Here is a 22,323-nt window from a genome sequence, read left to right as displayed (position 1 = left end):
TGTCTAGTGGAGTTGCCCGTGCAGTTTGGCGTGAATGCGCTGGGTGGCTTTCCAGACACCGAACATGATCACGGGGATCATGCCGCCCGCCAGCAACTCGGGTTGAATGGGCAGCCCGGCCAGCTTCAAGGCCTTGCCGACATACAAAATGAGGCTGACCATGTAGTAAGAGATCGCGGCAATCGACAGTCCTTCCACCGTGGTTTGCAAGCTCAGTTGCAACTCTTGCCCGTGTGTCAGCTTGGCCAGCAGTTGGTGGTTCTGGTTCTCGGTGGCAATGTCGACCCGGGTGCGCAGCAGGGCGCTCGAGCGCTCGATCCGCTGCGACAGCGATGCCAGGCGTTGCGAGGTGGCGGCCACCGTCGCGATGGCCGGAGACAAGCGGCGCTGCATGAACTCGCCCATCGTCTGGGTGCCTGGAATGGGCTTTTCCCGCAATTCGTTGATGCGCTGACGAACCAGGGCGTCGTACGCATGCGTTGCAGAAAAACGGTAAGCGTGTTGCGCCGTGGCGCGTTCCACGCCGGCCGCCACGTGAATCAGCCGGTCCAGCAACTCGGTTTCCGAGACCTCCCGGGCCTCCAGCCGTGCGGTGACATCTGCCAGTTCGGCCTCGGCTTCGGCCAGACTGGGCGACAACTGCTTTGCCACTGGCAGGCCACGCAAAGCCATCAGCCGGTAGATTTCCATCTCCAGCAAACGCTGCGAAATCCGGCCGGCCCGGGTAGGTGAGGTGTCATGTGGGGCGAGCACCAGAATCCGCTCGAACCCATCTGGCTGCAGTTTGAAGTTGGTCACCGCAATCGAGTGGCCATTGCCCATCATCGAGGCGACCACCGTACGTCCACCAAACCACTGCTGCCCCTTGGCCAACGCCGCATGGGGGTCGTCAATGTTTTCATTGACCATGACCAGTTGGATAGCTGCGACGGTCTTGCCCGGAATGGTACGCAACCAGGCAGGGTCAAGCACCAGCCCCTGCAGCAGGTCAGGCTTCACCGCATCGGGCCATACCTTGTCCGGCAGCGGCTGAACCAGCACATAGCGGGTGAACTCGCTGTGACGCTCCCATTTCAGCGTGTGGTCGGCAAAGCGCAAGCGCAGGAAGTTGTCACGCAGGTCATCCAGCGTCAGGCCGGATTGACCTGGCAACTGCTGCAAATGGGCCCACTCGTCCGCACGACTGACCCCCTCGTTGAGCACGGCCACCAGCATCACCAGCGCAGGCAGACGGATCCGGGCAGACGGGCGCGCATGCACCTCGTTATGCAGCACCTCACGGAGTTCATCGTCTGGCGGCAGGGCTTGGATGACAGCAGTCTGGTCGGTCATAGGCGATACGGCAGGGGAATGGTTTCAGGGTTTGTTAAGGTAGCTTCGCTATCATTCTCATACAGCAATTGGCATTTCAGGACACGAATCCGACCTTTTCCATGGATCTGACACCACGCGACGACCCCGAACAAGACAGCCCCGAACGACAGGCTGCCGCCACGAAGAGCACCCTGGTCAGTGTGGGGGTGAACCTGGTGCTGACCACCGCACAAGTCCTCACCGGGGTGCTGGCACACTCCCAGGCACTGATTGCCGACGGCATCCACTCGCTGTCCGATTTGATCGCCGATTTTGTCGTGCTGCTGGCCAACCGCCACAGCCACAAAGAAGCCGACGACGACCACCAATATGGCCATCACCGCTATGAAACAGCGGCCTCGCTGGCACTGGGTGTGTTGCTGCTGGTTGTGGGCATCGGCATGCTGTGGAGTGCCGTCCACAAACTCACGACGCCCGAAGACATTCCCCGCGTGCAAGCGGTCGCACTGTGGGTTGCAGGCCTGGCCCTGGTTTCCAAGGAATTCCTGTTTCGCTACATGCTGCGCATTGCAGAACGCGTGCGCTCCAGCATGCTGGTTGCCAATGCGTGGCATGCCCGCTCGGATGCCGCATCCTCCCTGGTGGTCGCACTGGGCATCATCGGCAACCTGCTCGGGTTTCCGCTGCTGGACCCCGTCGCCGCGCTGGTCGTCGGTTTGATGGTGACCAAGATGGGCTGGGAGTTCGGCTGGGATGCCCTGCACGACCTGATGGACCGCTCGGCCTCGCAGGAACAGATCGATCAGATCATCGACACGATCAAGCAGACGCCAGGCGTTCGCGGTGTGCACGACGTACGCACCCGCAAGATGGGCGACATGATCCTGGTGGATGCCCACATCGAGGTCGATGGCAACCTCAGCGTGAAGGCAGGGCATGACATCGCAGCCACGGCCCGCGACCGTGTCATGAAGCTGCTGCCAGTCCTGGATGTGATGACCCATCTGGACCCGGTTGGCGACCCTCACTGAACCCGGCGTCGACCACCGCCACCCGGTTGCGCCCTGAGCGCTTGGCTTCATAGAGCGCCTGATCAGCTGCTGCGATCAGGCTGTGCGGTGAGGCACCTGGCAGACTGGCCAGAACCGTTGCGGCACCAATGCTGGCTGTGACCACCTGGGCGGTCGATGACCGCTCATGCGGCAAACCCAGCGACTCAACGGCAGCACGCAGGCGCTCGGCCGCAGCCAAAGCGGTATCCAGATCCGCATGCGGCAACACGGCAATGAATTCTTCTCCGCCATAGCGTGCGACCAGGTCACCGGGGCGCCTCAGGCTGCGCTGCATGGCGTCAGCCACCTGCCGGAGGCAGGCGTCACCACGCGGGTGCCCATAACAGTCGTTATAGGCCTTGAAATGATCGACATCCATCATGATGATGCTGATGGCAGCCCCCTCCAACCGGGCGCGTGACCAGCATTGGTCCAGGTACTCATGCAGGTGGCGCCGGTTGTAGAGCGCCGTCAGCACATCGACGCGCGACAGTTGCTGCAACTGCTGGTTGATGACCGCCAGCTCCTTGCTGAGCTCTTTTTCATGCTGGGCCAACAGAAAGCGCCGACGCTCATCGCGCTCCATCACATAGTTGGCATACAGAGAAAAGCCGACCATGGTCAGCATCAGCAGGGTCATGGGCCACAGGACCCGATTCATCGCATGCGGCAGCCACAGCAGGCAGCCCAGCTGGATGAATTGAAGGATCACGGAAAAAGCCAGTGCGGCGTTGAAGCGCAGTCGCTGAACCTGGTTGCCATACATGACGACCACTGCAAAACCAACCTGATAGAAATCCCGCCAGGGGCCTGATGCATTCACCAGAATGACCAGCAGTGAAACGGCTGCCAGCAAGCCGCTGCCCAGCACCGCCAGATCCAGCCATTTCGGGTCTCGCCAAAAGGCAGCATGGCGGAAATGCCAGATCATCAGCAAACCGAACAGGCTCAGCGGAGAAAACAGCAGTACCCGCAACTGCACGGACAGCCAGAACACATCCGGCATCATCAGGTAGTCAACGATCAAGAAGCCGTTGTAGACCAGCAGCGACAAGAAGCCACTGAAAAAGAACTGCCGCAATCGTGCGGGGGTCGACTCCAGCAAAAAACCGCGTTCCAGCTCGGCGGGAAACCGCAAGCCGGGAAAACCGAACTCCAGCAGGTGCTGGATCTGTTCCAGACGGGTCGAGGAACTCATGCAGACACCTCGTCTCGCCAGAGGCACACGCGGTTGCGGCCTTCAGCCTTGGCCTGGTAGAGCGCATCGTCCGCGCGGGTCACCAAAGTCATCTGCGATGACAAAGGATCGTGCGCAGTCATGCTGGCCACGCCAATGCTGACCGTCACCACCTGCGCCGTGGTGGAGCCTGCATGTGGTTGAGCCATGCGCTCAACTGCCTCTCTGACCCGCTCGGCTGCCTGCTGCGCCGTTTCCAGCGTCAGCCCGGGCAGCACGGCTACAAACTCTTCCCCACCAAACCGGGCAACCAGATCCCCTGGGCGACGCAACCGGCGCTTGAGCGTGCTGGCGACCTGTCTCAGACACTCGTCACCCACGGGGTGGCCATATCGGTCATTGAATGACTTGAAATGGTCCACATCGATCAGCAACAAAGCCACCGGGCTGCCGTCTCGGGCTGCTCGGCCCCAGACCTGTGTGAGGAATTCATCGAAGTGACGGCGGTTGGCCACTTGCGTGAGCAAGTCTGATCGCGACAGCTTGTCGAGCCGCTCATTGGCATCCTTCAGTGCGCTCGTCAACGCCGCTTCGCGCGCTCGGTGCAACCAACTCAGGCGCTCGTCGCGCTCGACGGTATAGCAGCCATAAAGGTTGAAGGTCATGGTGGAAAGGATCACCAGCAACACCGGCACCATGATGGCCAAAGGGAAGGGCGGCACGAAGAGGAGGGCGGTGGCAAACAGCATCAGGACGATGACGTCCATCACCAGCGCAAACCAGAAGCGCATTTGCACCACCGCATGCAGGAACATGACCGTGTTGGCCAGACACACCAGGTAAGGGCCGGCCATGGCGTCTCGACTGATAGACGGCATGTACACCGCGACGGCCGCACCGGACAAGCCCCCCAGCATCAGCATGAACTCGCGCAGACGTGGGCGGCGGATCTTGTTCAGCAGGTAAATCATGATCAGGCAACCCGGCGTGAAAACGCCCAGGCGGATCACCAGCGCCTCATGAAAGACGTCCGGGATCATGTACCAGTCGGACAGGAGGTAGCCATTGAACAGCACGATGACCAGCAACATGCTGCCGACCATGACGCGCAATCGGTCTGCCGCGGTATCGTGCAGAAAGCGCTGCTCCAGCGCTCCGGGAAACACCAGAGAGGGACAGCCGGATTGGATCAACCGCTCGATCTGGGCGGTCGAATCGATCGATACCGGGCCCAGTTCCGGCTGCGGGGGAACAAAGTCCGTGGGCGCGCCCCATTCCGACACAGCGGGGTAATTCACTGCTTCGCTCATGCCTGAACTTCCTGCCCCTTCCTCTCCTGAAACCACACTGTAATCACCCCCCTCAAACTCGAAAATGCAGCGAAATACCGCTTGTTTTTTCCCAGTTTTACAGGCTCATTTCAATCCATAGTCCCATTGACCCCTATGGCCGGCCGACCTTGCTTTTCCTGAGCGTCCAACCGGCATTCCAATCAAAGGATTGCGGACATGAAATGGAAAGACCTGCCGATCGGCACACGCATTGGTGCACTCTCTGCTTTGCTGAGCCTGTTGTTGATCCTCATGGGGGCGCTCAGTTGGCGCGCCATGAGCACTGATCGAGCACAACTCGACAACTTGATCCATCAGGCTGAAACCTCCCAGCAGGCCGTTGACAAGGCCCGTTCAGCACAGGTTGCCTTCAAAATCCAGGTTCAGGAATGGAAGAACACCCTGCTTCGAGGTGGCGACCCCACAGCTTTTGCGAAGTACCGTGACGGATTCCTCAAAGAAGGCAAGGTCACACAACAACATCTGACCGAGTTGCTGGAACTGGTCGATGCAGCAGGCGGCTCTCGTGGCGATGTCACCGAGGCCTTGCAGGTGCACCAACAGTTGATGGAAAAGTACCTGGCGGCACTCGCCAAATATGATCCAGCCACACCGGATCAGAGTGCCCATGTGGTCGATGCTGCCGTCAAGGGCATTGACCGTGCCCCGACCGCGAAGATGGATGCCATCGTGGCCACGCTGCAAAAGAGCATGACGAGCCACATGGCCGAAGCGCACGAAGATGCAAGCAGCCGAATCAACCGCGCACTGGGCATGATGGTTGCGCTTGTTGTGGTTGCCTTGTGCGTTGCTGCGGTCGCATCGGTGGTTGTCATGAGAGGCATCACCACCCCCTTGCATGAAGCCGTGCAAGTGGCCACACGTGTCGCTGATGGGCGACTTGATGCCGACTTCAAGCATGTCAGTGACGATGAAACCGGGCAGGTCATGACGGCATTGCAGCGCATGAACACGAACCTCAGCCAGGTGGTCACCCAGGTCCGTCAGGCCGCAGACATGGTGGTCCACGCCTCATCGGAAATTGCCTCCGGCAACCAGGACCTGTCCAACCGAACGGAAATCCAGTCCTCCAACCTGCAGCAGACCGCGTCGACCATCGATGAGCTGACATCCGGGGTTCGCAACAATGCCGAAAATGCCAACCAGGCCAACACGCTGGCCATCAAGGCTTGCGAAGTGGCGGAGCAGGGCGGGCAGTCTGTTCAAGACGTGGTGCACACCATGAACGAAATCCATGAGAGTTCCAAGAAGATCGTGGACATCATTTCGGTCATTGACAGCATTGCCTTCCAGACCAATATCCTCGCCCTCAATGCCGCGGTGGAAGCCGCCCGGGCCGGCGAGCAAGGTCGCGGTTTTGCAGTGGTGGCATCGGAGGTACGGGCACTGGCGCAAAGAAGTGCCAACGCAGCACGAGAAATCAAGGAGTTGATCACCAACAGCGTTGATCGGGTTGAGCGTGGATCGTCCCTGGTCGGCGAGGCGGGTTCCACCATTTCGGCCGCAGTGACCGCCGTCAAGCAGGTGCGCGATGTCATTTCCGAAATTTCAGTAGCCGTTCGCGATCAGGCTGAAGGGATTGCTCAGATCAGCGAATCGATTGGCGTGATCGACAGCACCACACAGCAAAATGCAGCGCTGGTCGAGCAAGCCGCCGCCGCCGCCAGTGCACTCAAGCAACAGGCTGAAGATCTGGTCCGCTCCGTCGCATTTTTCTCAATGACCTCATCCACACGCACGTGACGGCTTTCCTTCAGAATACGCGGGCTTTGATCATGTTTGTAGTCAGAACAGGAACTCGCGGTGGAAGGAAAGCCTCTTGCAGCAGGCAACGTTGCCGGCAATGCCCGGGAACATGAACGCATCAATGTCAACTGGAGAGCCCGTATCGTCGCGGGCCCCAGCCAGTATCTGGACGCGAAGGTCATCAATGCATCCATTGGCGGGGTGTGTTTCGTTGGTGACCATCCATATCGCCAAGGCACAGAGTTGCATGTGGCGCTGGCGATCCCCGCACCAGAAGACCGTACCAAACTGCACTACGTTCAGGTGCGAGGCAAGGTTGCCTATCAGGTCATGAACAACCACATGTTCAAGATTGGCCTGCAGTTCACGGCGGTCGACGAGACCACCGTCAATCTGATCAAGAAGTGGGTATGGAGTTGAGCGTCGAAAGGCTTTGCCTTTCTCGTGCACCGGATGGTTTACATAATATACATTGTGGATGATTAATTATCGACGCACCGGTGCCAGCAGCGTGTTTTTTTGAACGATCCATTTCGTGATGTCCGGCCAGAACTCACGCAAGGTACGGCTCCCCATGAACAAGCCGATGTGCCCACCGGGTGCCAACAACTTGAGGATGTCGGCTGACGGTGTACCCAGGAATTTGTCCGCGTTGAACACCTGCTCCTTCGTCGTGATGTCGTCTGACTCACCAGCCAGCAAGGTCACCGGGCACCGGATGTCCTTGAGTGACAGCTTCTTGCCAAGCCCTACGAACTGGCCCTTGGCCAACCGATTCTCTTTGAACAGTTGCTCAACGGCCTGCAGATACCAGCGCCCCGGCAAGTCGATCGGATTTTCGTACCAAGCTTCAAATGTTTCGCTTTTGCGGACGTAGGCCGGGTCATCAATGTGCTCGTACAGATCAACGTACTTGCCAAAGTACTGCACATCGGGGTGCATGTTCTTCCATGCGGCGAGCATGAAGCGCCCCCGCATGAATCCGCCTCCCAGTTCTACCAGTTTGTGGAACTCGTCCATGGGCAGGCTATGAGCCATGTCCCTGATCGACCCGTGACCCGCATCGGTGTCGATCGGTGATCCGGCGAGCACCAGGCTGGCAACCTTGTCAGGAAACCGTGCCGCATACATGGCAGACATCCAGCCACCTTGACACAGCCCGATGAGGTTCACTCGACCGCCAACCTGATCGACCACCACATTGAGTTCGGCCAGATAGTTGTCGATGTCGTAATCCTTCATGTCGGGTGTCGCACTTTTCCAGTCCGTCACATACACCCGCTTCAAACCATGGGCCTGCAGTGTCTGAACCAGACTTTGTCCCTCGGAGAAATCAGCGATGGATGACGGGTGCCCGGCATATGGCGCATCCACAATGGTGGGGATCTCGACATCAGAAACCGTTGCTGGAGAGAAATCCCGGAACCGCATGGTGTGCAGATCCAGCAGCACCTTGTTGGGGGTGGCAAAGGTCGGCGTCAGCCCGGTATCGAGCTTGACAGCCTCCGTCACCGTCTCCACCCCGCGCAAAAAACTCTTCCATTCTTCCTGCGTCACGGCAGACAGGAACTCAACGGGCCAGAACCACGGAACGCTGTTTTGCGTTCGGGCCTTGTGCTTGCTTGCAGTAGACATGGTGCATCCTTCTTCAAATCTGTGAACGTGATTTGCGACCCAGAATAACATTTGGGCAATCACATATGCGCGTAGACCCAGCTGCCGCCTGAACAAACCAGCAGCGGCCACCGCCATGCGATTCTGCAGCACTTATGCAACTGACACCTGTATCTACCTCGCTCAACCAGGATCCTCTGTCCATGCGATTCCATCCACGGCACCACATCGCGGCTCTGCTGATACCGCTGTTCGCTCTGAGCTTCAGTGCACCCGCCTCGGCCGGTCAAACCCTGGACGCGGTCAAGCAGCGCGGCATGCTCCGCTGTGGCGTCAGCACCGGCGTCGCGGGGTTTTCTGCCCCCGATGCCAAGGGGCAATGGCAAGGGCTGGACGTCGATGTGTGTCGGGCCGTGGCTGCTGCCGTGTTGCGTGATCCATCCAAAGTCACGTTCACGCCGCTCAATGCTCAGCAGCGCTTCACATCCCTGCAGTCTGGCCAGATCGACATCCTGTCGCGCAACACGACCTGGACCCTGACGCGTGACGCCTCCATCGGGATGCACGTGGCTGCTGTCACGTATTACGACGGGCAAGGCTTCCTGGTCCCCAAGAAACTCAAGATCACCAGCGCCAAGCAATTGCGCAACGCCCAGGTATGCGTGCAGGCAGGCACCACCACGGAAAAGAACCTGGCTGACTACGCCCGGGCGCACGGTATCCCGATGAAGCCCGTCGTGTTCGACACCTTCGAGGGGGCCTTCAAGGCGTTCTTTTCAGGACGCTGCCAGGCCTACACCACGGATGCATCAGGCCTGGCCAGCGTGCGCAACAAGGAAGCGAGCAACCCGGATGACTATGTGATCCTGCCGGAACTGATCTCCAAGGAACCATTGGGCCCGATGGTCAAGCGTGGCGATGACGACTGGCTGGCCATCGTCAAATGGAGCGTGTTCGCGCTGATTGAAGCGGAAGAGCTGGGTATCACGCAATCCAACATCGATGCTCAACGCAAGAGTACCGATCCGGCCATCCAGCGCTTTGTCGGTACCGGCGAAGACATGGGCAAACTGCTTGGGTTGGACAAGGACTGGGCCTACCGCATCGTCAAATCGGTGGGCAACTACGGTGAAGTGTTTGACCGGAATGTCGGGGCGAAATCGCCTCTCAAGCTGCAGCGCGGCCTCAACCGGCTGTGGAATCAGGGTGGCATCGTTTATGCACCACCCATTCGCTGAACCAACCGAGCGATCCCCCTACTCTCCACATGCTGGATTTCCTGAGCCAACCCGCCGGCTTTGACATTGGCGAGACGGGCCTGATGGTCTATGACGCAAGTCAGCCCCTGTGGCGCGCCCTGCTGGTCGGGCTGTCCAACACGCTCCGCGTCGCCCTGCCCGCCATCGTCGCCGCAACCGTTGTCGGGCTGTTGCTGGCACTCATGCGGCGCTCGCGCCATATGGGGGCCCGCAGCCTCGCCACCATGGTGGTGGAGCTCATCCGAAACGTGCCCTTGCTGCTGCAGTTGTTCATCTGGTATTTCCTGCTCGTGGAGTGGCTGCCCGACACCCAGGATGCCCTGCAGTTGCTGCCGGGGGTCTGGCTGAGCAAGGGCGGGCTCGCCTTTCCCTGGCCCGAGCTGACAGTCCAAGGCTTGCACTGGCACGTTCCGGCCCTGGATGGTTTTGCCATCGCCGGCGGTGCCGCCGTGACACCTGAATACCTGGCTCTGTTTGTGGCACTGGTCGTCTACACGGCAGCCTTCATGTCGGAGATCATGCGTGCCGGTCTGGAAGCCGTGCCGCACTCTCTGGAAGAGGCCGCGGAAACCCTGGGCGCGACCCCATCACAGATTTTGCGCAAGGTGGTGCTCCCTCAGGCTTTGCGCACCATCGTGCCGGGGCTCACCAACCAGTACCTCAACCTCATCAAGAATTCATCGCTGGCTGTGGCCATCGGGTACCCCGATCTCGTTTCGGTGGGCAACACCACCATCAACCAGACCGGCAAAGCTGTCGATTGCATCGCCGTCATGATGCTGCTGTATCTGGCCTTGTCCCTGGCCACATCGGCCGTGATGAACTGGTTCAACCTCCGGTACGCCATCAGGGGGCAGGCATGACGTCGCGTCGATGGCCCGCACTGGTTGGCACCCTGGTCTGGTGGGCCTTGTGCGCTCTGCTCGCATGGCAGTTGGTCGACTGGGGCATCTTGAAAGCGGTCTTTGCCCCTGACGCCGAGGCCTGTCAAAAGCTGGCTCACCATGGCGCTTGCTGGGGCGTGGTCGCTGAAAAATTCCGCCCTCTCCTGCTGGGTCACTACCCCTATGAAGATCAGTGGCGTGCTGCCACGGCGACAGGGCTGCTGCTGGCGGGTTCTGCCGGTCTGCTGCTGAAGCGACACCAGACGCCGTGGCTTTGGCCAGCCTCGTTCGCTGGGGCAAGCCTGGTATCCGCCCTGTTGCTGATGCGCGGAGGGTTGTGGGGCTTGCATGTGGTCGACCCCGCTCAATGGGGCGGCCTGCCACTGACCTTGCTGCTCTTCTGGTGCAGCCTGGTCCTGTCTGCCCCGCTCGGTATTGTCCTGGCCTTGTGTCGCCGATCACGTTTCAGATGGCTCAGTTGGCCTGCACGCAGCGTGATCGAACTGGTACGAGGGCTGCCCCTGGTCATGCAACTGTTTATGGCAGCCTTTGTGCTGCCGATCATGCTCGGTGGGGTAGAGCTGGCGCTGTTGTGGCGGGTAGGCCTGGTGCTCACGCTGTTTTCAGCGGCCTACCTCGCCGAAGTCGTCCGCGGAGGGCTGCAAACCATTGGCAAGGACCAGCAAGACGCAGCCCAGATGCTGGGAGGAAGCTACTGGCAGGCCCAGACTCGCGTGGTCTTGCCTCAGGCGCTCAGGGCGGTGCTGCCCGGGCTGGTCAACCACGCCATCGGCTTGCTGAAAGATACCTCCCTGGTCGTGGTCGTGAGCCTCCACGAACTGACGGGCTCACTGTCTCTCAGCCTGGGCGGAGACCCTGTATGGCGGCCCTACTACTTCGAAGGCTACCTCTTCGTGGGTGCCATTTATGCGGCCATGTGTCTCTCACTGGCCTGGACCGGGCGCCGACTGGAACGGCATTGGATCGGCGCCACAGCCCAGCAATAGCGGCTCAATCGTTGCCGATTTCAGGCTCGATGTCGGGCGCATCATCGACTTCGTGATCAAAGGCGTCGATGTCTGCGCTCACGTGCGGAATCAGCGGCTTGTCCAATGGGCGGCAGACCCGGCTTTGCAGTCGGTTCAGACGGTCGGAGCGCTCAATGGCCTGCAAAACTGCCTCAGGGTCCATCATCAGGGCGAAGGGATTGGTGTGCAGACTTTGCTTTTGCATGATGCCTCCGGTGGGTGTTCCGATGCCGTTTGTGATGGGATCACTGTAGGCTCGACGGCCGGAGTACGTAAGTCACCGCACATCCAAACCGCGTGTCAGAAATTTTCTGACACGCTGTCCGAAAAAAGATGGGGTCTTGGCCGCTATTCAGGCCTTGATCGCAAACAATTGCTCGAAGTTCGTCGAGGTCACCTGCCCGATCTCCTCAGGGGAAACCCCTTTCAACTCTGCCAGTTGCTTGGCGACGTAGGGTACGTAGGCGGGTGAATTGGTTTTCCCACGATAAGGTACCGGTGCCAGATAAGGGCTGTCGGTTTCGATCAGGCAGCGGTCCAGCGGCACCATGCGTGCCACCTCACGCAGATCAGCAGCATTCTTGAAAGTCAGAATGCCTGAAAACGAGATGTAGAAGCCCAGGTCCAGCGCGGCACGGGCCACCGCTTCGTTCTCGGTGAAGCAGTGGAACACCCCACGCGCACGCCCTTGCCCACTTTCGCGCAAGATGGCCAGTGTGTCGTCGCTGGCACTGCGCGTGTGGATCACCATGGGCAGATTCGTTTCCAGAGCAGCTTCGATGTGCACACGGAAGCGATCACGTTGCCAGGCCATATCGACCACGGAGCGGTCTCCAAGGCGGTAGTAATCCAGACCCGTCTCACCAATGCCCACCACTTTGGGAAGCCCGGCCAACTCGATGAGTTGCGCTGTGCTGGGCTCTTGCACCCCTTCGTTATCCGGATGAACGCCCACGGTCGCCCAGAAATTGTCGAACCGTGCAGCCAATGCCTGCACGGCGGGGAACTCTTCCAGCGTCGTGCTGATGCACAAGGCACGATCAACCCCGGCCGCAGCCATTTCCGAACGAACGTGATCCAGGTGGTCAGCGTATTCGGGGAAATTCAGGTGACAGTGGGAGTCGACAAACATGATTCAAGCGATTCGGGCAATGGGAAACCCGAGATCTTGCCTGAAACTCAAAGTGTTTGCGTGGGCTTGCTGCCAGACAGCGAGGTGCCCAGCAACTGCTCGATCTTGATGCGCAGCAGGCGGGTCTTTTCATCAGCGGGAAAGCGCACGCCTACGCCCTGGGTGCGACCACCAGAGGCATTGGCCGGCGTGATCCAGGCAATCTTGCCTGCCACCGGGTAACGCTGGGACTCATCAGGCAATGACAGCAGCAGATAGATGTCTTCGCCCAGCTTGTAGTCTCGTGTGGTCGGGACAAACAGACCACCATCCGTGAAGGAAGGGATATAGGCCGCATACAGGGCCCCCTTCTCGCGGAAAACCAGCTGGATCACACTGGGACGTGCACCCGCTGCAGCCGCAGCACCGCCCGCAGCTGCGCGCGCTCCACCGTTGGCGGCGAGCGCAGAAGGCATGGCGGTAGTCTGGAATTCACTCATTGTTGGAACAGTTTAGCGGTGCGACGTTTGAATGAAACGTGAAATTACCCGCAAACAGAGTCGACTTTACGTTTGGACACGTCCGCAGGCGCTCAACGTCGCCTCAATGCAACCCTAGCTTGCTGCAGCAGAGCCTCCATCCGCAATCCCGGGTTCCAGGGATGTTCAGCATGCCGTGCCGCCTTGCGCAACTCGGCAGCCCAGCTAGTCAGGCGGGTGAGATCCCCCCCGGCTTGAACCGCTTCCACCGGGAAATAGCGTGGCTGTCCGCCTGCGGCCACGCACGACAGGTCATGACAGACCTTTTGCAGTGTCTCGACAACCAGCGGAATGGGCCAACCCGCAAACACGGCCACATTGCCATGCGCCACTTCCTTGGGGATTTGCGGCCAGCGGGTCGCATCCAGGCCCAGTGCATAGCGGTCACGGGCGGTCAGAGGTTGGCCACCCGCCGCGTGCAGCAAGGTCAGCGCTGCATCCTGGTTCAGACCAGGTATTTCAGAGGCCAGCCATTGCACCGCCCTCGCCTCATCAGGCAAAGGCAAACGCCAAGCCTGACATCGGCTGCGCACGGTGGGCAGGATCTGATCGAGCGAGCCGGCACTGATGACGAAACGCACCATGCCAGGCGGCTCTTCGAGCGTCTTGAGCAAGGTGTTGGACGCAACGGTGTTCATGCGTTCGGCCGGGTGGATCACCACCACCTTGGCTCGACCACGCGATGCCGTGTTCTGGGCAAACTGCACAACCTGGCGGATGGCCTCCACCTTGATGTCCTGGCTGGGCTTGCGCGTTTTGCTCCCTTTTTCAGCGCCATCGGCAGCCTCATCAGACCCATCACCCCAGCCCAGGGCAGCTTGCAAGGCTTCCGGCACCACCACCACCAGGTCAGGATGTGATCGCGCAGCCACCAGATGACAGCTGGGGCAACGGCCACAGGCGAGCCGGGGCGCCACTCCTTCAGGCTGGGCTTCGCACAGCCACGACTGCGCCAGCGCCATGGCGAACTCGAACTGCCCCACCCCTTCCGGGCCATGAACCAGGGTGGCGTGACCTCTGACCTGAGCCAGCGCATCCGTCAGGGAATGCTCCAGCCAAGGCAAGGTCTGCAATGAAGATGGCGTAGCGTCACTCATGCGCGCACCCAACCCCGGCTCAGCAATGCCCCATGAACCTGCTCGCCCACCTCATCAGGTGTCCTGCTGGCATCAATGAGCGCGAAGCGCTCCGGCATGGCTTGCTGGCGGGCCAGATAGCCAGCGCGTACACGCTCGAAAAAGGCTCGGTCTTCCGATTCGAAACGATCCGGGCTGCGCGCGGCAGCCAGCCGTTGAGCCGCCGTTTCAGGAGGCAAGTCAAACAGGAAGGTCAGTTCGGGCTGTCGCCCTGCCTGCACCCACTGCTCCAGGGTCTGCAAGACCCCTTGGTCAAAACCACGGCCACCACCCTGGTAGGCAAAGGTGGCATCGGTGAACCGGTCACACAATACCCAGGCGCCACGGGCGAGTGCCGGCTCGATCACCCGAACCAGGTGATCCCGCCTGGCAGCGAACACCAGCAGTGATTCGGTCAGTGGGTCCATCGAATCATGCAGCACCGACTCGCGCAGCTTCTCAGCCAGTGGGGTGCCGCCTGGCTCACGGGTACGGACCACGTCCAGGCCAGCAGCGCGCAATTGCGCCTCCATGGCATTCAGATGGCTGGTCTTGCCTGCGCCATCAATGCCTTCAAAGGTGATGAAGCGGCCCTGGATGCTGCTCACAAATGCGCTGACTTGCGCGGGCGTATCCTGGCTCATGGCTGCTTCTGTGGATTGCGTTGGAATTGGTTCACCGCCCGATTATGCTCAGCAAGCGACTCACTGAACGCACTGCTGCCGTCACCTCTGGCCACAAAATACAGCGCCTTGCTTTCGGCCGGATGAATCGCTGCCAGCAGGGATGCCTTGCCCGGCATGGCGATCGGGGTAGGCGGCAAGCCCGCACGGGTATAGGTGTTGAAGGGCGTATCCGTCTGCAGATGAATGCGTTTGAGATTGCCATCAAAGCGGTCGCCCAGACCATAGATCACGGTCGGGTCGGTCTGCAGGGGCATGCCAATGCGCAGTCGATTGCAGAACACCGCAGCGACCATGGGCCGGTCAGACTCCTTGCCGGTTTCCTTTTCGATGATCGACGCCAACACCAGCAGGTCTTGCGGCGAACGCAAAGGACTGGATGGCGACCGCGCTGCCCAAGCCTCATTCACATGCTTCAGCATGGCGCGGTGAGCCCGTTGTAAAACGGCCAGATCGGTGCTCCCTTTGGCATAGGAATAGGTATCCGGAAAGAACTGACCTTCCGGTGCAAGGCCCGGGCTGCCCAGTTCGGCCATGAGTTGGGCATCGGTCATCTGCGTCGTGATCTGCTTGAGCCCATCTGCCTGAGACAAGGCGTCGCGGAATTTGCGGTAGCTCCAGCCTTCGATCAACCGAACGGTGGCCAGGTGCTCATCGCCCTGCACCATCATCCGCAACAGGGATCGCGGTGTTGCGCCAGGCTCCAGCAGGTAACTGCCCGCCTTGATGTTGCGTGACTGGCCAGACCAGCGGAACCATTCGTACAGGGTCCATGGGGGGGCGTCAATCCCCGCCTGAACCCAACCGCGGGCGATTTCGCGTGGCGTGGTGCCAGGCTCAATGGCCAATTCCACCTCATTGGTCCGCAAAGACAGGGGTTGGTTGGCCCACCAGAACACCGCACCGCCCAGCATGGCAGCCAGCAGCGCCACCAGGGACAACAGGCTGCGCAGCGCGCCACCATGCTGCACGCAAGGTGTTGGCCGCATAACCCTACGGCAGCGCCGTACCAAGAAAGTCAGGAACATGCTGTTTTGATTGAGATCTCGTTGACCGTGATGATAATGAGCCCCATGCACGCATCTGCCACCCCCACCCCAGATATCGCCGTTTTCAACGGTGCCGTCCTGCTGGACCAGACCGGTGTCATATCGGCTCAGGGGGCGGATGCCGCCACCTTCCTGCACGGGCAGCTCAGTCAGGACATGAACTCCCTGACAGCCAAAGAGGCGCGTCTGGCGGCCTTTTGTTCAGCCAAGGGGCGCATGCAGGCCAGCTTCACGGTCGTGCGCCCGGACAGCGAGACATTCTGGTTGCTGACAGATGCCGGTGTGTTGCCCGCCATCGCCAAGCGCCTGAGCATGTTCGTGCTGCGCAGCAAGGTCAAGGTGCTCGATGCCCGGGCTGATCTCGCTGTGGTTGGTCTGTTGGGGGCTGCGGCACAGACAGCCTGTGAGGCTGCCACAGTGGGTACCACGCCCATGGCATCAGCTCTCCACGCATCCGGGCAAGGCGTGCTGATCCGACTGTCTGATGCCTACGGCGTTCAGCGCGCGCTCTGGGTGGGCCCTCGCTCCGCCCTGGAGGCCGTCATGCAGGGTTTGCCTGCGGTGAGCGCAAACCAATGGGCCTGGCTGGAGGTGATGAGTGGTGTCATCCGCATTGAGCCTGCCACGGTCGAGCAATTTGTTCCGCAGATGGTGAATTACGAGCTCGTCGGCGGGGTGAACTTCAAGAAGGGCTGCTACCCCGGACAAGAGGTGGTTGCCCGTAGCCAGTACCGTGGCACGCTCAAGCGCCGAACCTATCTCTGCCATGCCGATGCACCCATGCAGGCTGGGCAAGAGGTTTTCTCTGCTGCTGACCCAACGCAACCTGGTGGCATGGTCGTGAATGCGGCCCCCAGTCCGGATGCGTCGGGCACTTACTCGGCTTTGGTCGAGTTGAAGATCCAGGCGCTCGACACCCCCTGGCATGTGGGCGCTGCCGAAGGCCCTGCCTTGCGGCTTGCTGAACTGCCCTACGCCCTGCCTTCAGCCGAAGACAACGCGTAAGGATTTGTTTCCTGCCTGAAATCCGGCAATTTGTGGCCGGCTGCCCTGCTGCCATATGCTGCGTTGCGGCATATGCCCTTGCTTCGGCGCTCCGTACGGGTAACCTATGGGGGTTCCTTCCTGAACCCTAACTGATTGCAACCCGTGTCGCTGCTTCAGCCTTCTTCACGTGCAGTTTCCGGCGTGGCCCTGTTCACCTACTACAAGGTAGATGCACACCACGCCGAAGGATTGGCCACCGCCACTCGCAAAATGCAGGCCGATTTGATGGACAAGTATCCGGGCCTGAATGCCAGGCTGTGGATCAGGACCGACGCGCTGGGTGAGCAACAGACCTGGATGGAAACATACGAACACCCAAGAGGTGTGACCCGGGCGCTGCGGCAGGCCATTGAGCACGCTGGTGCTACCTTGCCAGCCGGGCGTGTGGGTGAACGACACACTGAATCATTTGTGGGTGCCTGACCGCACCCCGCTATTTCGAGGACAAGACATGTGCCTGGTAGCCCTGGCGCTGGATCAAAGCAGCCGTTTCCCATTTGTACTGGCCGGTAACCGCGACGAGTTCTTCGAGCGGCCGGCCGCGCGACTCAGCTGGTGGCAGCCAGAACAGGGGGGCGCTGCAGTGTTGGGTGGACGCGATCTGCAAGCTGGCGGCACGTGGCTCGGCCTGACTGCGGCTGGCCGCCTGGGTGTGGTGACCAATGTGCGGGACCCTTTCAAGTTGGATCCGGATGCTCCATCGAGGGGCGACATCGTCCCGCAATGGCTGAACGGCAATGTGAGCATGGACCGGCTCTGGCCACAGTTGGCCATGACCGGCTACAACGGCTTCAACCTGCTGGCGCTCGATTTCGCCATGGGTGAGTGTTATTGGGTCAACAATGGTGCCCCGTTTCCCCGACGGCTTGAAAAAGGCCTTTTCGGACTGTCGAATGGTCTGCTCGACACCCCCTGGCCGAAGACGCTGGCGTTGAAAAAACGCATGAAGGAGGCCGTTCAACACGCCGCCGATGTCGACGCACTCAGCATGCAGCTGTTCGAGGCCCTCACCGACCCACGCCAATATGCCGATGAGCACCTGCCAGCAACGGGGGTGTCACTCGAGTGGGAGCGATTGCTGTCATCGGCGATGATCAAGTCGCCAGATGGGCGGTATGGCACGCGGTGCTCTACCCTGATCATCACGGAACGGGTGAACAAACGCCTGGTGACCCATGTGATGGAACGCACATACTCACCCAGCACCAGCGTGGCGTTGCTGCGGCGGGTCACACTGAAGAACTGGCCACCACGTCACAGCGAGGCCACCAATGCGGCCATGGATGAATTCGAGAGCAGTGCCGTGTCGGAGCAAGATGGTCACACCTTGACGACCACAGCTGCTCAGCCCATCAAGAAGAGCCGGGCACGCAGCTTGATCAAGGCGCTGTGAGCGCCATCTGCATCATCACGTGGGGGATACCCACCTCATCGAACTCATCCCCCTCTGGCACGAACCCTGCCCGGGCATAAAAGCCCTGGGCACTGGTCTGAGCATGCAGGCTCAGTTGGGTGATGCGCTGCCTGCGGGCTTCGTCGATCAAGGCTTGCAACAGGCGCTCGCCCAAGCCGACACCACGGCTGCTGCGAATCACAGCCATGCGACCGATCTTGGCATGCCCTGGCGCCAGACCATGCGTGATCAAGCGCGCCGTGGCCAACGGCAAGCCTGCAAGGTTGCTCACCAGGGCATGACAGGCAGTTGCATCCTCATCGTCCCATTCTTCTGATTCGGGTATGGCCTGCTCTTCGATGAACACGGCTCGCCGAACAGCCTGCGCCCCCGAACACAGGCTGCTCCAGTCGCCCAGCTGCACCACATGAACGGGCTGACACCGCGCGTGCGCCTCGATCTGCGTGCGCACAGCGTCGGGCTCCGCCATGGGCTTGCGAGTAGCCAGGTCGGTCATGACGTAAACCGTCTCGCCGGACACCAGCAGGCGACCGCCAGAGCGGATCTGCCAGGCAAACGTCATGGACGTGCGCCCCATGCGGTCGCAACGGATGGCCACATCCAGCCAGTCATCCTGCCGAGCCGGTGCGTGGTATTCCAGCTCATTGCGCCGCACCAGCACCTCGCCACCGAAATGCGCGAGCCCCTCTGGAAAAGGCAAGCCAACCGTCCGCCAGTACTCCGTTACGGCCGTATCAACGTACATCAGGTAGTGTCCGTTGAAGACCACCTGCTGTGCATCGACCTCAACCCAGCGCACACGCAAGCGGTGGTGGAAGGGAAACGGTGCGGGAGACAGACTCATGGTGGATAGAGGGTTACTTGCCGTCCCTCAATTCTCGTCGAAGGATCTTGCCGACCGGTGACTTCGGCAACTCGGCGTCGCGGAATTCAACAATCCGCGGAATCTTGTACCCCGTCAGATTGGCTCGGCAATGCTCGATGACCGACTCCTTGGTCAAGGCAGGCGTGCGCGGCACGATGATCACCTTCACACGTTCACCTGCAACTGGGTCCGGTACGCCAATGGCCGCCACTTCCTTCACGTCCGGATGGCTGGCCAGCACATCTTCAATTTCATTCGGGTACACGTTGAAGCCCGACACCAGGATCATGTCCTTCTTGCGATCGACGATGCGGATGAAGCCCTCATCGTCCATCACGGCAATGTCGCCAGTGGCAAGCCAGCCGTCTGCATCGATGACCTTGGCCGTTTCTTCCGGGCGCCGCCAGTAGCCCTGCATGACCTGTGGCCCACGCACGCACAGCTCGCCCGGCTCACCAAGATCGGCCCACGTGCCGTCCTCTCGGCGCATGCGCACTTCGGTAGAAGGCACGGGCAGCCCGATGGAGCCCGTGAAAGTCGGCATGGGGCGAGACACATCAACCGGGTTGATCGTCACGATCGGCGAACACTCGGTCAGGCCGTAGCCTTCGACGATGGCATTGCCGGTCACCTCTTTCCAGCGCTCTGCCACCGCGCGCTGCAAGGCCATGCCGCCGGCCATGGTGAGCTTGAGGTTGGAAAAGTTGCGTTTGCGGAACTCCGGGTCATCCAGGAATGAAGCAAACAAGGTGTTGACGCAGGTGATGCCGCTGAAATTTTCCTTCTTCAGGATCATCATCACCCGCTTGGTGTCACGGGGGTTGGCAATCAGGATATTGCGCCCGCCCATGCCCATGAAAATCAGGCAGTTCACCGTGAGCGAGTAGATGTGATACAGCGGCAAGGGTGTGACGATGGTTTCCGTCTCACCGGTGAGTTGCCCTTCCGACCAGGCCATGGCCTGCTGGCAGTTGGCCAGCACATTGAGGTGCGACAGCATGGCGCCCTTGGCCACCCCGGTGGTGCCACCGGTGTACTGCAGGAAGGCCAGATCCTCAGGCAACAGACGCTCCTTGCGCACCTTCACCTTGGCCCCGGCCTGCAGCACATCGCGCATCCACAGTGCCCCAGGCAACTGATAGGCGGGGACCATCTTCTGCACCTTGCGGATCACCAAGTTCAGCAGTCGGCCCTTGAGGTTCAGCATGCCGTCGGACAGCAAGTCCCCAATCTGCGTCAACACGATGCGTTTGACCTGCGTACCAGGCAAGGCTTCCTGCAAGGTGCTGGCAAAGTTCTCCATCACCAGAATGGTTTCCGCACCACTGTCTCGCAACTGGTGGTTCAGTTCACGCGCCGTGTAGAGCGGGTTCACATTGACCACCACGGCACCCAGGCGCAACACACCAAACAGTGCCACGGGATACTGAAAGGTGTTGGGCAGCATGATGGCGACGCGGTCACCCTTCTTCACCCCCTGGCTTTGCAACCAGCCCGCAAAGGCCAGCACGAGCCGCTCCAGACGGTCGTATGACATCTCCGTACCGATGCTGACAAACCCCGGACGCTGACGGTATTTGTTGATGCACTCATCGAAGTAGTCGTTGAGCGACTGGTACTTGTGCAGATCGATTTCGTGGGGAACACTCTCCACGTAGGACTTCAACCAGATGCGGTTGGTACTGCCGTCCGGCTTGACCAGAGGGGTGCGCATCGGTTCGGCTGCGAGGGCTGCTGAGCTCATGGGGGGTCTCCTGAATGGTTGTCAGACAGCGCGCCTCAGCGCTCAATGATCGCGACCACGCCCTGGCCGCCTGCGGCACAGATGGAGATCAGCCCACGACCGCTGCCTTTTTGCGCCAACATCTTGGCCAGGGTGGCCACGATACGGCCACCCGTCGCTGCAAACGGATGCCCTGCTGCCAGCGAACTGCCGTTGATGTTGAGCTTGCTTCGGTCGATGCTGCCAAGCGGCTTGTCCAGCCCCAGTCGCTCCTTGCAGTAGCGAGGGTCCTCCCAGGCCTTCAAGGTGCACAACACCTGCGCTGCGAAGGCTTCGTGAATCTCGTAGAAATCGAAGTCCTGCAGGCTGATCCCGGCGCGTTGCAGCATGCGGGGCACGGCATAGGCCGGCGCCATCAACAAGCCTTCCTTCTTGTTGAAGAAGTCCACGGCAGCCACTTCACTGAATGTGATGTACGCCAGGACCGGCAAATTGCGAGCCTGGGCCCACTCCTCGCTGCCCAGCAACACGGCCGATGCCCCATCTGTCAAGGGCGTCGAGTTGCCCGGGGTCAAGGTGCCCTGCCCTGGCGCGACCTTCTTGTCGAAGCAGGGCTTGAGCGAACGGAGCTTGTCCAGTGTCAGTTCCGCACGCAGGTTGTTGTCCTTGCTGACACCCTTGAACGGCGTCATCAGGTCGGCAAAAAAACCATCGTCATAGGCGCGCGACAGATTTTTGTGCGACGCATAGGCCAGTTGATCCTGGTCTTCCCGGCTGATGCCCCACTCGCGCGCCATCAACTCGGCGTGCTCGCCCATGGAGTAACCGGTACGCGGCTCACCGTTGCGGGGAATCACCGGCTTGACCAGCATGCTGGGGCGGATTTTCGACAGCAAGGCCAGGCGTTGGCTGGTCGTCTTGGCGCGGTTCACCTCCAGCAGAATCTGGCGCATCTTTTCGTTGATGCCGATGGGAGCATCAGAGGTGGTGTCCACCCCGCCGCCAATGCCGCATTCGATATGCCCCAGCGCAATCTTGTTGGCCACCAACATGATGGCCTCCAGGCCAGTACCGCATGCCTGCTGAAGGTCATATGCTGGGGTTTCCGGTGCCAAGGTGGTGGACAAGACCGATTCGCGCACCAGATTGAAATCACGCGAATGCTTCATCACCGCGCCAGCCGCCACGTCACCAAGACGTTCGCCATGCAGATTGAAGCGATCAACCAAACCCTGGATGGTCGAGGTCAGCATGTCCTGGTTGGACACATGCGAATAGACCGTGTTCGACCGGGCAAACGGAATGCGGTTGCCGCCGATGATGGCGACGCGACGGATGGTGCTCATGCTCT

Annotated in this window: 22 protein-coding genes; 9 read left to right on the top strand and 13 right to left on the bottom strand. The window is 60.4% G+C overall.

What is annotated here, in order from left to right; genetic code table 11:
* Positions 1–3 precede the first annotated feature (3 nt).
* Positions 4–1,332: a DUF3422 family protein gene (locus ACE3PH_RS10305; protein ID WP_374318573.1), complete on the bottom strand. Its 1,329-nt coding sequence runs from the start codon at positions 1,330–1,332 to the stop codon at positions 4–6.
* 101 nt (positions 1,333–1,433) lie between these two features.
* On the opposite strand from ACE3PH_RS10305, the gene ACE3PH_RS10300 reads away from it, so the two are divergent.
* Entirely contained in the window at positions 1,434–2,345 is a 912-nt protein-coding gene (locus ACE3PH_RS10300) for a cation diffusion facilitator family transporter (protein WP_374318571.1), read from the top strand.
* On the opposite strand, the gene ACE3PH_RS10295 is transcribed toward ACE3PH_RS10300, so the two are convergent.
* Together ACE3PH_RS10295 and ACE3PH_RS10290 are read right to left on the bottom strand one after the other, a co-directional pair.
* Positions 2,281–3,564 carry a diguanylate cyclase gene (locus ACE3PH_RS10295; protein ID WP_374318569.1) on the bottom strand — a complete coding sequence of 428 codons (1,284 nt, stop codon included), beginning with the start codon at positions 3,562–3,564 and terminating at the stop codon, positions 2,281–2,283. The two genes, ACE3PH_RS10300 and ACE3PH_RS10295, sit on opposite strands and share 65 nt — an antisense overlap.
* Entirely contained in the window at positions 3,561–4,853 is a 1,293-nt protein-coding gene (locus ACE3PH_RS10290; protein ID WP_374318567.1) for a diguanylate cyclase domain-containing protein, read from the bottom strand. Before ACE3PH_RS10290 ends, ACE3PH_RS10295 begins: the two co-directional genes overlap by 4 nt.
* Before the next feature lie 198 nt (positions 4,854–5,051).
* Between ACE3PH_RS10290 and ACE3PH_RS10285 the strand changes: the two genes are divergently transcribed.
* Positions 5,052–6,638: a methyl-accepting chemotaxis protein gene (locus ACE3PH_RS10285; RefSeq protein WP_374318566.1), complete on the top strand. Its 1,587-nt coding sequence runs from the start codon at positions 5,052–5,054 to the stop codon at positions 6,636–6,638.
* Positions 6,639–6,698: 60 nt separating this feature from the next.
* Positions 6,699–7,061, top strand: a complete 363-nt coding sequence (locus tag ACE3PH_RS10280) for a PilZ domain-containing protein (RefSeq protein ID WP_374318564.1) — start codon at positions 6,699–6,701, stop codon at positions 7,059–7,061.
* A gap of 66 nt (positions 7,062–7,127) precedes the next feature.
* Here ACE3PH_RS10280 and ACE3PH_RS10275 read toward each other — a convergent pair whose 3' ends face one another.
* Complete coding sequence (locus ACE3PH_RS10275; protein ID WP_374318562.1) at positions 7,128–8,276, bottom strand: alpha/beta fold hydrolase; 1,149 nt, start codon at positions 8,274–8,276, stop codon at positions 7,128–7,130.
* 176 nt (positions 8,277–8,452) lie between these two features.
* On the opposite strand from ACE3PH_RS10275, the gene ACE3PH_RS10270 reads away from it, so the two are divergent.
* The 3 genes from ACE3PH_RS10270 to ACE3PH_RS10260 are packed head-to-tail and all read left to right on the top strand — an operon-like array spanning position 8,453 to position 11,405.
* On the top strand, positions 8,453–9,493 hold the full coding sequence (locus tag ACE3PH_RS10270) for an amino acid ABC transporter substrate-binding protein (RefSeq protein ID WP_374318998.1): 1,041 nt from the start codon (positions 8,453–8,455) through the stop codon (positions 9,491–9,493).
* A gap of 29 nt (positions 9,494–9,522) precedes the next feature.
* Positions 9,523–10,377 carry an ABC transporter permease subunit gene (locus ACE3PH_RS10265; RefSeq protein ID WP_374318560.1) on the top strand — a complete coding sequence of 285 codons (855 nt, stop codon included), beginning with the start codon at positions 9,523–9,525 and terminating at the stop codon, positions 10,375–10,377.
* The gene (locus ACE3PH_RS10260; RefSeq protein ID WP_374318558.1) at positions 10,374–11,405 is read left to right on the top strand and encodes an amino acid ABC transporter permease; all 1,032 of its coding nucleotides are present in this window, start codon (positions 10,374–10,376) and stop codon (positions 11,403–11,405) included. Before ACE3PH_RS10265 ends, ACE3PH_RS10260 begins: the two co-directional genes overlap by 4 nt.
* 4 nt (positions 11,406–11,409) lie before the next feature.
* Here ACE3PH_RS10260 and ACE3PH_RS10255 read toward each other — a convergent pair whose 3' ends face one another.
* The 6 genes from ACE3PH_RS10255 to mltG form a co-directional block, all read right to left on the bottom strand.
* Positions 11,410–11,631, bottom strand: a complete 222-nt coding sequence (locus ACE3PH_RS10255) for a hypothetical protein (RefSeq protein ID WP_374318556.1) — start codon at positions 11,629–11,631, stop codon at positions 11,410–11,412.
* A 147-nt stretch (positions 11,632–11,778) separates the two neighbouring features.
* On the bottom strand, positions 11,779–12,558 hold the full coding sequence (locus tag ACE3PH_RS10250; protein WP_374318554.1) for a TatD family hydrolase: 780 nt from the start codon (positions 12,556–12,558) through the stop codon (positions 11,779–11,781).
* 47 nt (positions 12,559–12,605) lie between these two features.
* Positions 12,606–13,013, bottom strand: a complete 408-nt coding sequence (locus ACE3PH_RS10245) for a PilZ domain-containing protein (RefSeq protein WP_374318552.1) — start codon at positions 13,011–13,013, stop codon at positions 12,606–12,608.
* 116 nt (positions 13,014–13,129) lie between these two features.
* Positions 13,130–14,173 carry a DNA polymerase III subunit delta' gene (holB, locus tag ACE3PH_RS10240; protein WP_374318550.1) on the bottom strand — a complete coding sequence of 348 codons (1,044 nt, stop codon included), beginning with the start codon at positions 14,171–14,173 and terminating at the stop codon, positions 13,130–13,132.
* On the bottom strand, positions 14,170–14,835 hold the full coding sequence (gene tmk / locus ACE3PH_RS10235; protein ID WP_374318548.1) for a dTMP kinase: 666 nt from the start codon (positions 14,833–14,835) through the stop codon (positions 14,170–14,172). The genes holB and tmk overlap by 4 nt, the downstream gene beginning before the upstream one ends.
* A complete protein-coding gene (gene mltG / locus ACE3PH_RS10230; RefSeq protein WP_374318546.1) occupies positions 14,832–15,863 on the bottom strand; it encodes an endolytic transglycosylase MltG in 1,032 nt (343 codons plus the stop codon). Before mltG ends, tmk begins: the two co-directional genes overlap by 4 nt.
* A gap of 84 nt (positions 15,864–15,947) precedes the next feature.
* Between mltG and ACE3PH_RS10225 the strand changes: the two genes are divergently transcribed.
* The 3 genes from ACE3PH_RS10225 to ACE3PH_RS10215 all read left to right on the top strand — a co-directional run bounded on the left by ACE3PH_RS10225 (position 15,948) and on the right by ACE3PH_RS10215 (position 18,363).
* Entirely contained in the window at positions 15,948–16,928 is a 981-nt protein-coding gene (locus ACE3PH_RS10225) for a folate-binding protein YgfZ (protein ID WP_374318544.1), read from the top strand.
* A 183-nt stretch (positions 16,929–17,111) separates the two neighbouring features.
* A complete protein-coding gene (locus ACE3PH_RS10220) occupies positions 17,112–17,393 on the top strand; it encodes a DUF4936 family protein (RefSeq protein WP_374318542.1) in 282 nt (93 codons plus the stop codon).
* Between the two features lie 28 nt (positions 17,394–17,421).
* Positions 17,422–18,363 carry an NRDE family protein gene (locus tag ACE3PH_RS10215; RefSeq protein ID WP_374318540.1) on the top strand — a complete coding sequence of 314 codons (942 nt, stop codon included), beginning with the start codon at positions 17,422–17,424 and terminating at the stop codon, positions 18,361–18,363.
* On the opposite strand, the gene ACE3PH_RS10210 is transcribed toward ACE3PH_RS10215, so the two are convergent.
* The 3 genes from ACE3PH_RS10210 to ACE3PH_RS10200 all read right to left on the bottom strand — a co-directional run bounded on the left by ACE3PH_RS10210 (position 18,350) and on the right by ACE3PH_RS10200 (position 22,318).
* On the bottom strand, positions 18,350–19,228 hold the full coding sequence (locus tag ACE3PH_RS10210; RefSeq protein WP_374318538.1) for a YbgC/FadM family acyl-CoA thioesterase: 879 nt from the start codon (positions 19,226–19,228) through the stop codon (positions 18,350–18,352). The two genes, ACE3PH_RS10215 and ACE3PH_RS10210, sit on opposite strands and share 14 nt — an antisense overlap.
* Positions 19,229–19,241: 13 nt before the next feature.
* Entirely contained in the window at positions 19,242–20,963 is a 1,722-nt protein-coding gene (locus tag ACE3PH_RS10205) for an AMP-binding protein (RefSeq protein WP_374318997.1), read from the bottom strand.
* Between the two features lie 65 nt (positions 20,964–21,028).
* Complete coding sequence (locus tag ACE3PH_RS10200) at positions 21,029–22,318, bottom strand: acetyl-CoA C-acetyltransferase (protein ID WP_374318536.1); 1,290 nt, start codon at positions 22,316–22,318, stop codon at positions 21,029–21,031.
* Positions 22,319–22,323: the final 5 nt, after the last annotated feature.

It is taken from the genome of Aquabacterium sp. (genome assembly GCF_041909175.1).
Lineage (GTDB): Bacteria > Pseudomonadota > Gammaproteobacteria > Burkholderiales > Burkholderiaceae_C > Aquabacterium.
Note: the sequence above shows the minus strand (reverse complement) of the source record. Positions and strands in the feature narration are given on the sequence as shown.